13 protein-coding genes are annotated in these 13535 nt (G+C 73.6%); 8 read left to right on the top strand and 5 right to left on the bottom strand.

Annotated features, from left to right (window positions below):
- Nucleotides 1-24: 24 nt before the first annotated feature.
- From PKE99_RS21470 to PKE99_RS21460, 3 genes are all read right to left on the bottom strand, one after another.
- A complete protein-coding gene (locus PKE99_RS21470) occupies nt 25-459 on the bottom strand; it encodes a hotdog fold thioesterase (protein WP_037044186.1) in 435 nt (144 codons plus the stop codon).
- An 80-nt stretch (nt 460-539) separates the two neighbouring features.
- Complete coding sequence (locus PKE99_RS21465) at nt 540-1619, bottom strand: DNA glycosylase AlkZ-like family protein (protein ID WP_051737217.1); 1080 nt, start codon at nt 1617-1619, stop codon at nt 540-542.
- Complete coding sequence (locus tag PKE99_RS21460; protein ID WP_037044189.1) at nt 1616-2434, bottom strand: class I SAM-dependent methyltransferase; 819 nt, start codon at nt 2432-2434, stop codon at nt 1616-1618. The genes PKE99_RS21465 and PKE99_RS21460 overlap by 4 nt, the downstream gene beginning before the upstream one ends.
- A gap of 322 nt (nt 2435-2756) precedes the next feature.
- Here PKE99_RS21460 and rpsA point away from each other — a divergent pair, with 322 nt between their 5' ends.
- The 5 genes from rpsA (at nt 2757) to PKE99_RS21435 (ending at nt 8034) form a co-directional block, all read left to right on the top strand.
- A complete protein-coding gene (gene rpsA / locus PKE99_RS21455; RefSeq protein ID WP_037044191.1) occupies nt 2757-4226 on the top strand; it encodes a 30S ribosomal protein S1 in 1470 nt (489 codons plus the stop codon).
- Nucleotides 4227-4404: 178 nt separating this feature from the next.
- Nucleotides 4405-5115 (top strand): hypothetical protein, encoded by a 711-nt coding sequence (locus tag PKE99_RS21450; protein ID WP_156067442.1) that lies wholly within the window; start codon nt 4405-4407, stop codon nt 5113-5115.
- Between the two features lie 25 nt (nt 5116-5140).
- Nucleotides 5141-6340 carry a dephospho-CoA kinase gene (gene coaE, locus PKE99_RS21445; RefSeq protein ID WP_037044196.1) on the top strand — a complete coding sequence of 400 codons (1200 nt, stop codon included), beginning with the start codon at nt 5141-5143 and terminating at the stop codon, nt 6338-6340.
- A 162-nt stretch (nt 6341-6502) separates the two neighbouring features.
- Nucleotides 6503-7375, top strand: coding sequence for an RNA polymerase sigma factor (locus PKE99_RS21440; RefSeq protein ID WP_051737218.1), 873 nt, complete (start codon nt 6503-6505; stop codon nt 7373-7375).
- On the top strand, nt 7372-8034 hold the full coding sequence (locus PKE99_RS21435; RefSeq protein ID WP_037044199.1) for a hypothetical protein: 663 nt from the start codon (nt 7372-7374) through the stop codon (nt 8032-8034). Before PKE99_RS21440 ends, PKE99_RS21435 begins: the two co-directional genes overlap by 4 nt.
- A 37-nt stretch (nt 8035-8071) precedes the next feature.
- On the opposite strand, the gene PKE99_RS21430 is transcribed toward PKE99_RS21435, so the two are convergent.
- Nucleotides 8072-8602, bottom strand: a complete 531-nt coding sequence (locus PKE99_RS21430; RefSeq protein ID WP_081924019.1) for a ribonuclease FAU-1 family protein — start codon at nt 8600-8602, stop codon at nt 8072-8074.
- Between the two features lie 82 nt (nt 8603-8684).
- On the opposite strand from PKE99_RS21430, the gene uvrB reads away from it, so the two are divergent.
- The 3 genes from uvrB (at nt 8685) to PKE99_RS21415 (ending at nt 12572) form a co-directional block, all read left to right on the top strand.
- The gene (gene uvrB / locus PKE99_RS21425) at nt 8685-10895 is read left to right on the top strand and encodes an excinuclease ABC subunit UvrB (protein WP_037044202.1); all 2211 of its coding nucleotides are present in this window, start codon (nt 8685-8687) and stop codon (nt 10893-10895) included.
- A 124-nt stretch (nt 10896-11019) separates the two neighbouring features.
- Nucleotides 11020-12240, top strand: coding sequence for a glycosyltransferase 87 family protein (locus PKE99_RS21420; protein WP_037044502.1), 1221 nt, complete (start codon nt 11020-11022; stop codon nt 12238-12240).
- Nucleotides 12237-12572: an MmcQ/YjbR family DNA-binding protein gene (locus tag PKE99_RS21415; RefSeq protein ID WP_037044204.1), complete on the top strand. Its 336-nt coding sequence runs from the start codon at nt 12237-12239 to the stop codon at nt 12570-12572. Before PKE99_RS21420 ends, PKE99_RS21415 begins: the two co-directional genes overlap by 4 nt.
- On the opposite strand, the gene PKE99_RS21410 is transcribed toward PKE99_RS21415, so the two are convergent.
- Entirely contained in the window at nt 12569-13483 is a 915-nt protein-coding gene (locus PKE99_RS21410) for a LysR family transcriptional regulator (protein WP_037044206.1), read from the bottom strand. The two genes, PKE99_RS21415 and PKE99_RS21410, sit on opposite strands and share 4 nt — an antisense overlap.
- Nucleotides 13484-13535: the final 52 nt, after the last annotated feature.

The raw sequence follows: 13535 nt of genomic DNA, 5'->3' as shown, positions 1-13535 counted from the left end.
AGTCGCTATAGCGACTATCGCCACTCACGAGGGGCGGACGGTGGGCTCGGTGTCCCGGTGCAGGCAGGTGAGCTTGGCTGTGCAGGTCCGGCGGCCCTGCTCGTCGGTCAGCACGATCTCGTGGGTCGAGGTGCTGCGGCCGACGTGGATGGGCCGGGCCACGCCCGTCACGAACCCCTCGGTGGCCGCGCGGTGGTGCGTGCACGCCAGCTCGAGCCCGACCGGGAAGCGCTCCGGCAGCGCGTGCATCGCCGCGAGGACCGAGCCGAGCGTCTCCGCCAGCACGCCGCTCGCCCCGCCGTGCAGCAGGCCGTAGGGCTGGCGGTTGCCGTCGACCGGCATGCGCCCCCGCACCTCCTCCAGCGACGCGGAGAGGATCTCGATCCCCATCCGGTCGTTCAGCTGGCCGGCCACCGTGGGGCCGTGCAGGGAGGGGAGCTGGGAGGCGTCGATCGGCACCGCCCGAATCTAGCCACCCGTGAGTGCCTACTGCCCCTAGAGGGGCGGTAGCCACTCACGACCCCGGTCGACCTGCGCGTTCACGACCAGACGACGTCGGCGCCGGCCCGCGTCGCGACGGCCTTCCGGACGGCGGCCGGAAGCCGGGTGAACGCCCGCACCGTGATCGTCTCGTCGGAGCGCTCCCACACCCCGGCCACCCGCCCGTCGACGACGAGCACCGGCGAGATCCACCCGGCCGTGCGGCTGACCTCGGACTCCCGCCCCTCCGGGATCGCCCGCCGGCGGTGGCTGAGCGGCGCGATGACCCAGGGGTCGAAGCCGGGCAGCAGGAACGGGCCGTCCCCGGGGTGCTCGCCCGCGGCCGGGACGGCGGCGAGCGCGTCGGCGTCCTCGGCCCGGACCACGAACCCCGCCTCGTCGTCGATCTCGACCGGCACCACCGGCGCGGCCTTGATCCACCGCTTCGCCGGCGCAGGCTGTTCGCCCCACCACCGCGCGACGTCGGGCGCCGTCGCCGGGCCGTTGACGGCCAGGAACCGCAGCAGGACGGCCCGGTTCGCCTCGGCGGCCGCCCACCCGTCGAGCGGGCGGCCGAGCCAGCCGGCGGGGGAGACGAAGGTGCCGTCCGGCCCCGAGCAGAGCAGCCCGCGGGCGGCGGCCGGCTTGAGCAGCGCGCCCCAGCTCGTCGCCAGCGGCCCGGCCACCTCCGGCCGGCCGAGGTCCGCGCACACCCGCTCGACGAGCTCGGCGCGGGTGACCGGCTCCGCGTCGAGCACCCGCCCGATCGCGCCCGTGATCGCGTGCAGGGTCTCACCGGAGACGCCGTGCTCCCGCTCCCAGGAGGGCGGGAAGCGGCGGCGCGACTCGCGGTCGGTGAGCGCCGCCGCCCACAGCCCGAGCTCGTCGGCCGGCAGCAGGTGCAGCGTCCCGCGCATCGCCCAGGTCCGGACCAGGGCACGGCGGGACCACAGGGCCGCGTCGACGCCGTCGGAGCTGCCGCGGACGGCCGCGATCGCCACGCTGCTCGACGCCACCTGCGCGTGGATGCCGGTCAGCCGGCGCGCGACCTCGACCGCGTCCGATTCGCCGCGGGTCAGCAGCTGGCGCTCCGCCCGCCACCGCGTGACCTGCCGCCAGGTGACCCGCAGGAGGGTCATGCCGGGCGGTGGGTCACGAAGATCGCCGTGCCCGGGAACAGCTCGCCCCGCAGCGGCGACCACTGGCCCCACACCCGGTCGAAGCCGTCGGGCCACTCCGGCTCGACGAGGTCGTCGAGCACCAGGCCGGCCGCGACGACGTCCCGCACCCGGTCGCCCAGCGTCCGGTGGTGCTCGACGTACGTCGCCCGGCCCTCGCCGTCGACCTCGAGGTAGGGGGTCCGGTCGAAGTACGACTGGGTGACGGTCAGCCCGCCGGGCCCCGGGTCGTCGGAGAACATCCAGCGCATGGGGTGGTTGACCGCGAACACCCAGCGGCCGCCGGGCCGCAGCACCCGGTGCACCTCTCGCATCACCTGCACCGGCTCGGCCACGAACGGCACCGCCCCGAAGGCCGAGCAGGCGAGGTCGAAGGAGCCGTCGGCGAACGGCAGGTGCTCGGCGCCCGCCTGGACGAGCGGGACGTCGATCCCGGTCCGGGCGTTGAGGTCGGCGGCGGCCCGCAGCATCCCGCGGGACAGGTCCAGCGCGACGGGCTCGGCCCCCTGCACCCGCAGCCAGCGCGAACACGGCGCCGACCCGCACCCGACCTCCAGCACGCGACGCCCGGCGACCTCGCCGAGCAGCCCGGCCTCGGCCTCGTGCAGGCCCTCGGGACACCACACGAACTCGGCGTCGCCGATGTCCGGGCCGTGCTCGGCGAGGTAGTCCGCGGCGTCGGCGTCCCACCAGGCGCGGCTGGCCCGTTCGGACTCCGCGGCACCCACCGTCCGGCGGGCGATCCCGGCCGTCCCGAGCACCTCCTCGGCGCTCATCGCCGGTCCCGGCGGGGCGTCCGCGCGCTCATGATCGATCCACCCGACACGTGCAGCTCACGCCCCGGATCGTCCCAGTTCCACACCGGGGACCCGCATTGCCCCGCTGATCGGGTGCCGCGTAGCATGACCCGTACCCGTGGTCAACGTGTGCGGGGCCGACTCGAGCTGGTGCACGAGGGGCTCGCGGCGCTCGATCACCCGCGGGGAATCGACGATCGAAGGTGACTGTTACACGCACCATCCAGTCACGGCTACATCCACCGACCGGCCGCCCGTGACGCGGCCACAACCGAAGACATCCACCGGAGCACCCCACTACATGTCCACCGACACCACCGCCGCCCCGACCACGCCGCAGGTCGCCGTCAACGACATCGGGTCGGAGGAGGACTTCCTCGCCGCCATCGACCAGACGATCAAGTACTTCAACGATGGCGACATCGTCGAGGGCACCATCGTCAAGGTCGACCGTGACGAGGTCCTGCTCGACATCGGCTACAAGACCGAGGGCGTCATCCCTTCGCGGGAGCTGTCGATCAAGCACGACGTCGACCCCGCCGAGGTCGTCGAGGTCGGCGAGTTCGTCGAGGCCCTCGTCCTCCAGAAGGAGGACAAGGAGGGTCGCCTGATCCTCTCCAAGAAGCGCGCCCAGTACGAGCGCGCCTGGGGCACGATCGAGGCCCTGAAGGAGGCGGACGAGCCTGTCGAGGGCACCGTCATCGAGGTCGTCAAGGGCGGCCTGATCCTGGACATCGGGCTCCGCGGCTTCCTGCCCGCCTCGCTGGTCGAGATGCGCCGCGTGCGCGACCTCCAGCCGTACGTCGGCCGCAAGATCGAGGCCAAGATCATCGAGCTGGACAAGAACCGCAACAACGTGGTCCTGTCCCGCCGCGCCTGGCTGGAGCAGACCCAGTCCGAGGTCCGCAGCGAGTTCCTCAACCAGCTGGCCCGCGGCCAGGTGCGCAAGGGCGTCGTCTCCTCGGTGGTCAACTTCGGCGCGTTCGTCGACCTCGGCGGCGTCGACGGCCTCGTGCACGTGTCCGAGCTGTCCTGGAAGCACATCGACCACCCGTCCGAGGTCGTCGAGGTGGGCCAGGAGGTCACCGTCGAGGTCCTCGACGTCGACCTGGACCGCGAGCGGGTCTCGCTGTCGCTGAAGGCGACGCAGGAGGACCCGTGGCGCCTCTACGCCCGGACCCACGCGATCGGCCAGATCGTCCCGGGCAAGGTCACCAAGCTCGTCCCGTTCGGTGCGTTCGTGCGCGTCGAGGAGGGCATCGAGGGCCTGGTCCACATCTCCGAGCTGGCCGAGCGCCACGTGGAGATCCCGGAGCAGGTCGTCCAGGTGGGCGACGACGCGATGGTCAAGGTCATCGACATCGACCTCGACCGGCGCCGCATCTCGCTCTCGCTGAAGCAGGCCAACGAGGGCATGACGGTCGACACCGAGTTCGACCCCACCCGCTACGGCATGGCGGCGGAGTACGACGACCAGGGGAACTACATCTACCCCGAGGGCTTCGACGTCGAGACCGGCGAGTGGAAGGAAGGCTACGACGAGGCCCGCGCGGCCTGGGAGAAGCAGTACGCCGAGGCGCACGAGCGCTACGAGCAGCACATGACACAGATCCGCAAGGCCGCCGAGGCCGAGGAGGAGGCGGGTGCCGACACCGGCGCCGCCAACTACTCGTCCGGCGGCGGCGCCTCCCAGGAGGCGCAGAGCGGCGGGTCGCTGGCCAGCGACGAGCAGCTCGCTGCCCTGCGGGAGAAGCTCTCCGGCGGTGCGTGATCCCCGGCTGAGCGCCTGACGCTCGGTCTGACGAACGGCCCCGGTCCTCGCGGACCGGGGCCGTTCGGCGTCCGGGGGTACTCCACCGGGTGTCGCGCGGATCACGATCGGGCTGCGTTCCGTCACGGCCCGGGCGCGCCACGTGTGTCGATCATGTAGGGGGATCTACGGTTGATCCATGCGTGTCGGGGGGCGTGTGGTGGCGATGCTGGCCGTCGGGCTGGGCGTGCTGACCGCCTGTTCGACCGCGACCGGCGAGGAGTCGCTGCCCGTGCCGACCTTCACCGAGTCGGCGGCCGCCGGGTCCGGTGCCGGGCCCACGAAGATCGCCCTTCCGGATGACTGCGCCTCCCTGCTCGGCCCGGACGATCTCGGCGCCCTCCTCGCCCGCCCCATCGGGTCCACCGCGCTGCGCACCATCCGCGGTGTCCCGGAGCCGTCGGTCGGCCGTACCGAGCGCATCGGCTGCCGCTACTCCGCGAGTGGCCAGGGCGGCGGGAACACGTTGCTGGACATCAACATCGGGCGGTACGGCGACGCCGCGGCGGCCAAGCGGCAGTGGCAGCTCAACACCAACGCGGAGCGGTCGGACGGGCAGTCCCGCGACCTGTCGATCGGGGCCGCGCCCGCGGTCGCGGTCGAGCGCGGGACCGAGACGGTGCTCGCCGTCGTCTACGGCGTGGACACGCTGACCTTCGTGCTCCCGGCGGCCGCGCGGGCTCCGGGCGCTCCCGTCGACCGGCTCGTCGACCTGGCGCTGCGGGTGCTGCCCAAGGACGGCGCGACCCAGCCGGCCCCACCGGAGACGAGCGCGCCGCCCGCACCCGCGAGCGCGCCCTCGACCACCACGCCCCCGAAGGCGGTGTCGCCGGTGGCCGCCGCCCGGTGATCCACCCGCAGGTACGGTCGTCCCCGTGCTGCAGATCGGGCTGACGGGCGGTATCGGGGCGGGCAAGTCGACGGTCTCGCGGCGGCTGGTGGAGCTGGGGGCGGTCCTGGTCGACGCCGACCTCATCGCCCGCGAGGTCGTCGCGAAGGGGTCCGAGGGGCTCGCCCGGATCGCCGAGGCGTTCGGACCCGAGGTGGTGGGGCCGGACGGCGAGATGGACCGGCCGAAGGTCGCCTCCATCGTCTTCGGGGACGACGCCCAGCTCGCCGTGCTCAACGGCATCACCCATCCCCTCATCGCCCGGCGGCAGGCCGAGCTGGTCGCCGGGGCCGGGCCCGACGCGATCGTGGTGCACGACGCCGCGCTGCTGGTCGAGATGGGCAACGCGACCCGGTTCCCGCTCGTCGTGGTCGTGCACACGGACGCCGAGGTGCGCGTGCGCCGGCTCGTGGAGAGCCGCGGGATGACCGAGGAGGACGCGCGGGCGCGGATCGCGAAGCAGTCGTCGGATTCCGAGCGGCTGGCGGTCGCCGACGCGGTGCTGGACAACGACGGGTCCGAGGAGGAGCTGCGGGCCCGGGTCGACCGGCTCTGGCACGACCGCCTGGTGCCGCTCGAGGAGAACGTCCGGCTCGGCCGTGCTGTCCGCGGGGGAGCACCCGTCCTGGTCGACCCGGAGCCGGGCTGGGAGGACCGGGGTGCGCGTCTGGCCGCGCGGGTCGCCCGGGCGGCGGGGGAGCGCGGCCGGGGGGTGCAGCACATCGGGTCGACCGCGGTGCCCGGGCTGCCCGCCAAGGACGTCACGGACCTGCAGCTCGCGGTCGCCTCGCTCGACGACGCGGACGCCCTCGACGAGCCGCTGCGCGCGATCGGCCTGGTCCGCATCCCGGGCATCACGCAGGACAACCCGAAGCCCGCGGACCCCGACCCGGAGCACTGGCGGAAGCGGTACTTCGCCGCCGCCGACCCGGCCCAGCGGGTGCACCTCCACGTGCGCGTGCACGGCTCGACCGGCTGGCGCTACGCCCTGCTGTTCCGGGACTGGCTGCGGGCGGACGAGGCGGCGCGGGCAGAGTACCTGCAGGTCAAGCGGGCCGCGGCGGCCGAGTTCGCCGGCGACGCCGACGCCGAGCGCTACGTCGCACGCAAGGAGCCGTGGTTCGACGCCGCGTTGCCGAGGGCCGAGCAGTGGGCCGCGTCCACCAGTTGGTTGCCGTCGTACTAGGCTGATCGGGCGTATTTCCGGCCGGGGTTCGCTGTAACGGGGGGCCGGGCCCGCGCGATACGCGGGCAGGACCGTGACGGCGGGTGACGCCCGCGGCGGGGAACGGTGGCCGGACCCGGCGGGGCCCGGCCGGGAGGCAGCGGGGCGACGAAGGGGCGGAGGGTGAGCGCACAGGTCGACCAGGAGCCCGCTCCGGCCGATCCGGAGGACAGCGCCCCGGAGGACGCCGTCGCGGACGGCGCCATCGGCGCCACTGGGGACGGCACCGTGGACGGCCCTGCTCCGAAGGGTGCTGCGTCGGACGGTGCTGCCGACGGCTCCGTCGTCGAACGAGACCTTCCTGCGGACCCCGTCGCACCGAGCGGGCTGCGCACCGACTTCGGCGCCCATCTCGAGGCGCACTACCCGCGGCTGGTCGGTCAGCTCTTCGCCATCACCCTCGACTCGGGCACCGCCCACGACCTCGTGCAGGACGCGTACTCCCGCGCCTGGCGCCGCTGGTCGGAGATCCGCGAGGGCGACGCGGAGGCGTGGGTGCGCCGGGTCGCGGTGCGGTCCTCGGCGAGCACCTGGCGGCGCCTGGCCGCACGCCTCGGCCTGCGCGGTGCGCCCGTGCAGGAGCAGGCGGGACTCGACCCGCGCACCGCGGCCGTGCTGCGCACCCTCGCCCGGGTGCCGGCCGACGAGCGGCGCACGGCGGTGCTGGTGTACATGGCCGGCATGGGGGTCCGCGAGGTCGCGGCGCTCGAGCGGGTGTCGCCGGGAACCGTGCAGGCGCGGCTCAACCGGGTCGGGAGCCTGATCGAGGAGGGCGTGGCCGGTCTGGCCGCGCTGGGGAGCGTCCCGCTCCTGCCGCCGGAGCCCGGCGAGCGGGCGGAGTACGTGGAGTCGGCGACCGTGGCGGCCGTTCCGGGCGCGCCCGCGGCGCGTGGGGACGTCGACGGCCCCGACGAACGGCCCGACGGGGACGAGAAGTCGACCGAGAAGACGATTCAGGGCACGACCGACGGCACGGACCAGGAGGAGGCCCGGTGACCAATCCGGTGCAGTACGGCACGCGTCCGGAGGGCCGCGGCGCGGACGAGCTCCGCAGGCTGGACGACGAGCTGGCCGCGGGCGTCTCGCTGCCCGCGATCGAGGACGTCATCCGGCGTGCCGGTGCGGCCAACCGCGCGAGCGGTGCCGCCGCGGCCGCGGTGCTGACCGTCGGCGCCCTCGGCGGGGTCACCGCGATCGGCACCGCCGCCGCCGAGCCCGCGCCCGTCGTCGTCGCCCCCGTGGCGCAGGTGCCCACCACGACACCGCCGCCGGTGACCACCACCGTGGCGCCGCCGCCGGTCGCCCCCGCGCCCGTCGCGGCGGCGGAGCCCGTCCCGACCACGACGAAGAAGCGGACGACGACCACGCGCGCCCGCACCACCACGCAGGAGCCGGTGGCGCCGGCGCCGATCCCGGTGGAGCCGCCCCCGGTCGTCACGACCACGCCGAAGCCGACGACGACCACGACCCCGAAGCCGACGACCACCACGAAGCCGACGCCGACGGACGAGGGTGACCCGGACCCGACCACGCCGACCCGGACCTCGGCCACCGCGGCGCCGACCAGCACCACCACCACGACCACGCGGACCTCGACGCCGACGTCGACCACCACGGCGGAGCAGCAGGGCCTGCTGGCCGCGCTGATCGCCTGAGCGGCGCGCCCGCGGGTCCGCGCCGTCGAGAGGGCGGTCAGCCCGCGGGCCGCACCTGCTCGCCCGGCCCCTGCCAGGTGAGGACGACGCCCTGCTCCGCCAGCCAGGCGTCCAGGTCGTGGCCGTGGGCCGACAGTGCGGCCACGGTCGCGTGGCAGCGGTGCAGCGCCCACTCCGCCGTCGCGATGTCGATCAGCCCGCCGGCCACGGCCTCGACGAATTCGTCGACGTCGAGCACCTCGGTCCAGAGGCCCCGCTTGACCACCAGGTCGAGGTAGAGGTCGGTGGTGCGCCACGTGCCCTCGCCCGGCTCGATGCGGGCGACGTCGAGGTAGAAGTCCTGCTCGCGCTCGTGCCCGGGGTTCCACTGCCAGTCGGTGACCACGAGCCCGAGGTCGGGCAGCAGCCACGACTCGATCCACCACGCCGACGCCCGGCCCACCACCGGCCGGCTCATGTAGAGCCCGAACGGGGTGCGGCGGTACTCCGCCACCTCGCGCCGGATGCCCTTGGTGTCGAAGTTGACGCCGGCGGGCACGTCGAAGGTCTGGATCTTCGGCGGGTGCACGCGGCCGATCCTGCCCGACGAACGGTCCGCGCGGGGGGTTCGGCGGCAGGAAACTGTCGGGGGTCGCTCGTACCCTGGGTTCGTGGCATTCGCGACAGAGGTTCCCGGCAGCGCTCGTGACAGCAGCGCTCGTGAGGGCGGCGAGGCGGAGGTCCCGCTCGCGCACTCGGAGTACCGCCCCGTGGGCGAGATCGAGCGCACCGGCGGGCACTTCGAGGTCGTCAGCGAGTACGAGCCCGCAGGCGACCAGCCGGCGGCGATCGAGGAGCTGGAGAAGCGCCTCAAGCGGGGCGAGCAGGACGTGGTGCTGCTCGGCGCCACCGGTACGGGCAAGTCGGCCACCACCGCGTGGCTGATCGAGCGGGTGCAGCGGCCCACGCTGGTGATGGCCCCGAACAAGACGCTCGCGGCGCAGCTGGCCAACGAGCTGCGGGAGATGCTCCCGAACAACGCGGTCGAGTACTTCGTCTCGTACTACGACTACTACCAGCCCGAGGCGTACATCGCGCAGACGGACACGTACATCGAGAAGGACTCCTCGATCAACGACGACGTGGAGCGCCTGCGGCACTCCGCCACGCAGAACCTGTTGTCCCGCAGGGACGTCGTGGTCGTCGCGTCGGTGTCCTGCATCTACGGCCTGGGCACGCCGCAGTCGTACCTCGACCGCTCCGTGAAGCTCGACGTCGGCGGCGAGATCGACCGAGACGCGTTCCTGCGCCTGCTGGTCGACGTGCAGTACACGCGCAACGACCTGAGCTTCGCCCGCGGCACCTTCCGGGTGCGCGGCGACACCGTGGAGATCATCCCGGCGTACGAGGAGCTCGCGATCCGGATCGAGTTCTTCGGGGACGAGATCGAGGCGCTCTACTACCTGCACCCGCTCACCGGTGACGTGGTCAAGCAGGTCGACACCGTGCGGATCTTCCCGGCCACGCACTACGTCGCGGGGCCCGAGCGGATGGAGCGCGCGGTCCGGGACATCGAGAAGGAGCTGGAGGAGCGGCTCGCCGAGCTGGAGAACCAGGGCAAGCTGCTCGAGGCCCAGCGGCTGCGCATGCGCACCCAGTACGACCTGGAGATGATCCGGCAGGTCGGGTTCTGCTCCGGCATCGAGAACTACTCGCGGCACATCGACGGCCGCGGCCCGGGCACCGCGCCGGCCACCCTGATCGACTACTTCCCGGACGACTTCCTGCTGGTCATCGACGAGTCGCACGTCACCGTGCCGCAGATCGGCGGCATGTACGAGGGCGACATGTCCCGCAAGCGGAACCTGGTGGAGTTCGGCTTCCGGCTGCCGTCGGCGGTCGACAACCGCCCGCTGACCTGGGAGGAGTTCGCCGACCGGATCGGGCAGACGGTCTACCTGTCGGCCACCCCGGGCCCGTACGAGCTGTCGCGCACCGGCGGCGAGTTCGTCGAGCAGGTCATCCGCCCGACGGGCCTGGTCGACCCCGAGATCGTCGTGAAGCCCACCAAGGGCCAGATCGACGACCTGGTGGGCGAGATCCGGGAGCGCGCCGAGCGGGACGAGCGGGTCCTGGTCACCACGCTGACCAAGAAGATGGCCGAGGACCTCACCGACTACCTGCTCGAGCTGGGCATCCGGGTGCGGTACCTGCACTCGGAGGTCGACACGCTGCGCCGCGTCGAGCTGCTCCGCCAGCTGCGGCTCGGGGAGTACGACGTGCTGGTCGGCATCAACCTGCTCCGTGAGGGCCTCGACCTGCCCGAGGTGTCGCTCGTCGCGATCCTCGACGCGGACAAGGAGGGCTTCCTGCGCTCCGGCACCTCGCTGATCCAGACGATCGGCCGCGCGGCGCGCAACGTGTCCGGCCAGGTGCACATGTACGCCGACACGGTCACCGAGTCGATGCAGCACGCGATCGACGAGACGGAGCGCCGCCGGGCCAAGCAGATCGCCTACAACACGGAGAAGGGGATCGACCCGCAGCCGCTGCGGAAGAAGATCGCCGACATCCTCGACCAGGTCTACCGCGAGGCGGAGGACTCCGAGGTCCCCGTCGGCGGCTCCGGGCGCAACGCCTCCCGGGGCAAGCGGGCCGCGGGCGAGCCGGGCCGCGCGTCCGGGGGCAGCTCGGGGATCGTGGCGGGCCGCGACACCACGGCGATGCCGCGCGCGGAGCTGGCCGACCTCATCCAGCAGATGAACGACCAGATGCTCGCGGCGGCCCGCGACCTGCAGTTCGAGCTGGCCGCCCGGCTGCGGGACGAGATCCAGGACCTGAAGAAGGAGCTGCGGGGGATGGACGCGGCGGGGATCAGCTGAGCCCCGCCGCGGTGCGGCCGTGGCCCGGCGCGGTGCCGCGGCGGCCCCGCTGCGCCGCGTTGCCGCGCCGATCCGGCGCGTTGCTACGGTGGGCGCCGTTTCGACGCACGAGCCGGAGGACCGCGTGACCCTCTCCAGCACCCGCCCGGGCGCCGCCGAGATGGTCCGGCGGGTCCGGCTCCGCGTGCTGTCCCGGCGCTCCTTCGTGATCAGCCTGCCGCTGCTGGCGATCTCGGTCGCGGCCCTGCTGCTGCACACGCACGGCTACCACATCGACCTCGAGGTCTACCGGCTCGGCGTGAACACGTGGCTGCAGGGCGGGGACATGTACGGCCCGCTGCCGCCCACCATCTCCGGGCTGGCGCTGCCGTTCATCTACCCGGTCTTCGCGGCCATGGTGCTCACTCCGCTGGCGCTGCTGCCGTGGACGGCGGCGTGGGTGCTGCTGTTCGTGCTCTCGCTGGCCTCGCTCGCGGTCACGCTGTACGTCGCCGCGCTGCGGGCCTGGCCCGCTGGCGGCCGCAGCGGGGCCGTGTCGGTCGCGTTCCTGGCGCTGCCGGCGCTGCTGTGGATCGAGCCGGTGCTGCAGACCTTCGAGTTCGGCCAGGTCAACATCATCCTGATGGCCCTGGTGGCGGTCGACTGCCTGGCCCCGCGCACCCGCTGGCCGCGAGGCCTGCTCGTCGGGCTGGCCGCGGCGATCAAGCTGACGCCCGCGGCGTTCGTGCTGTTCTTCCTGCTGCGCCGCGACTTCCGGGCGGCCGTGGTCACCGTCGTCACCGCCGCCGTCGCGACGGCGGTGGGCTTCCTCGTCGACGCCCAGGCGTCGGCCGCCTACTGGTTCGGAGGCCCGGCGGCGGGCGTCAGCGGCTCGGTGTTCTACACCAACGAGACCGTCCAGGCGGTCGTCGCGCGCTGGGGTGTCGAGGGCCCGCTGCTGACCGGCATCTGGGTCGTCGTCGCGCTGGTGCTCCTGGTCCTGCTCGTCCCGACGGTCCGGCGCGCCGACCCGGCGATCGGGATGTCCGCCATGGCCGCGTTCATGCTGCTGGTCTCGCCGACCTCGTGGTCGCACCACTGGGTGTGGATCGCGCCGGCCGTCGTCGCCGTCGGGGCCCATGCGGTGCGGACCCGGCGGCGGGGCTGGATCGCCGTCGAGCTGGTGCTCCTGGTGACCTTCTTCCTCGCCCCGTTCCGCTGGCTGCCGGGCAACAACCAGGTCGAGCTGGGCTGGAACGCCGGGCAGCAGCTCGTCGGGGCCACGTACGTGATCGTCGCGATCGCGATGCTGGCCGTGGCCTGGCGGTACTACGTGCGCCGCCCGGCGGGGACCGGCCCCGCGTGAACCACGACGAGATCGCGACCTACGCGCTCGGCAAGCCCGGTGCGGTGGCCGACGAGCCGTGGGAGGGCGATCTCGTGGCCAAGGTCGGCGGCAAGATCTTCGCGTTCCTGGGCGGCGAGGGCGTCGGGCTGAAGTGCGGGCGGGACGCGGACGAGGCGGCCGAGCTGCGCGACCGCTACCCGGCCGCGGTCACGGCGTCGCCGTACATCGGGCGCTTCGGCTGGAACGTCGTCGCGCTCGACGGCACGATGCCGGCCGACGAGCTCCGCGAGCTGGTCGACGAGTCGTACGACGCGATCGTCGCGAAGCTGCCGAAGAGCAAGCGCCCCTAGGGTTTCTCCTCGCCGGTGGTCTCGGCGATGGTGGCGTGCAGGGCGTCGACCACGGTCCGCACGGCCGGGCGTTCGGCCACGCTCTCCCGCATCACCACCTCCACCAGTCGGGCCGCGCGCACGCCGGCGAGCGGGCGGCGCAGGAACCGCCGGCCGCCCCGGTCGTCGGTCGACCAGCGGGGGAGCAGGGCGACCCCGACCCCGGCCGCGACGAGCTCCTCGGTCACGGCGAAGTCGTTGATCCGCTGGACGACCCGGGGCCGGGTGCCGGTGCGGGTGGTGAGCGAGCGCAGCACGTCGTCGACCGGCCAGCCGACGTTCACGCTGATCCACGGCTCGCCGGCCAGTTGGTCGAGCCGGAGCCGGCGGTGCCGGCCGAGCGGGTGCCCGGGCGGCAGCACGACGTCGAGGGGCTCCCGGACCAGCGGCACCACGCGGTGCCGGCCGCTGGCGAGCGGGTCGGCGTGCTCGTCCCGGTGTGCGACGACGAGATCGTGGTCCGCGGCGAGGACGGGGACCTCGGGCGGGGTCATGTCCAGGTCGCGGACCTGCAGGTCGATGCCGGTGCCCGCCACCCGCCGCAGCAGCCCGGCCAGCATCATCCGCGCACCCGAGGGGAACATCGCCATCCGGACCACGCCGTGCGGAGTCGTCCGCAGCGCCTGCACCGCCGCCTCGGCCCGGGCGAGCGCGGCGAGGACGTGCTCGGCCTCGGCGACGAGCGCCAGCCCGGCCGCGGTGAGCCGCAGCCCCCGGCCCGCGGGCTCGGTCAGCGGGACGCCGACCTCCTCGGCCAGGGCCTTGAGCTGCTGCGAGATGGCCGACGGCGTGAACCGCAGGGCCTGCGCGACCGCCGTGACCGAGCCCCGGTCGGCGAGCTCACGGAGGATCCGCAGCCGCTGCACGTCCATGAAGTCACGCTACAAGGTCTCTTCAGAACATGTCGCTGGTCTTTCAGGTTCC

The organism is Pseudonocardia halophobica (assembly GCF_027922425.1).
In the GTDB taxonomy this organism is placed as follows: Bacteria; Actinomycetota; Actinomycetes; order Mycobacteriales; family Pseudonocardiaceae; genus Pseudonocardia; species Pseudonocardia halophobica.
Note: the sequence above shows the minus strand (reverse complement) of the source record. Positions and strands in the feature narration are given on the sequence as shown.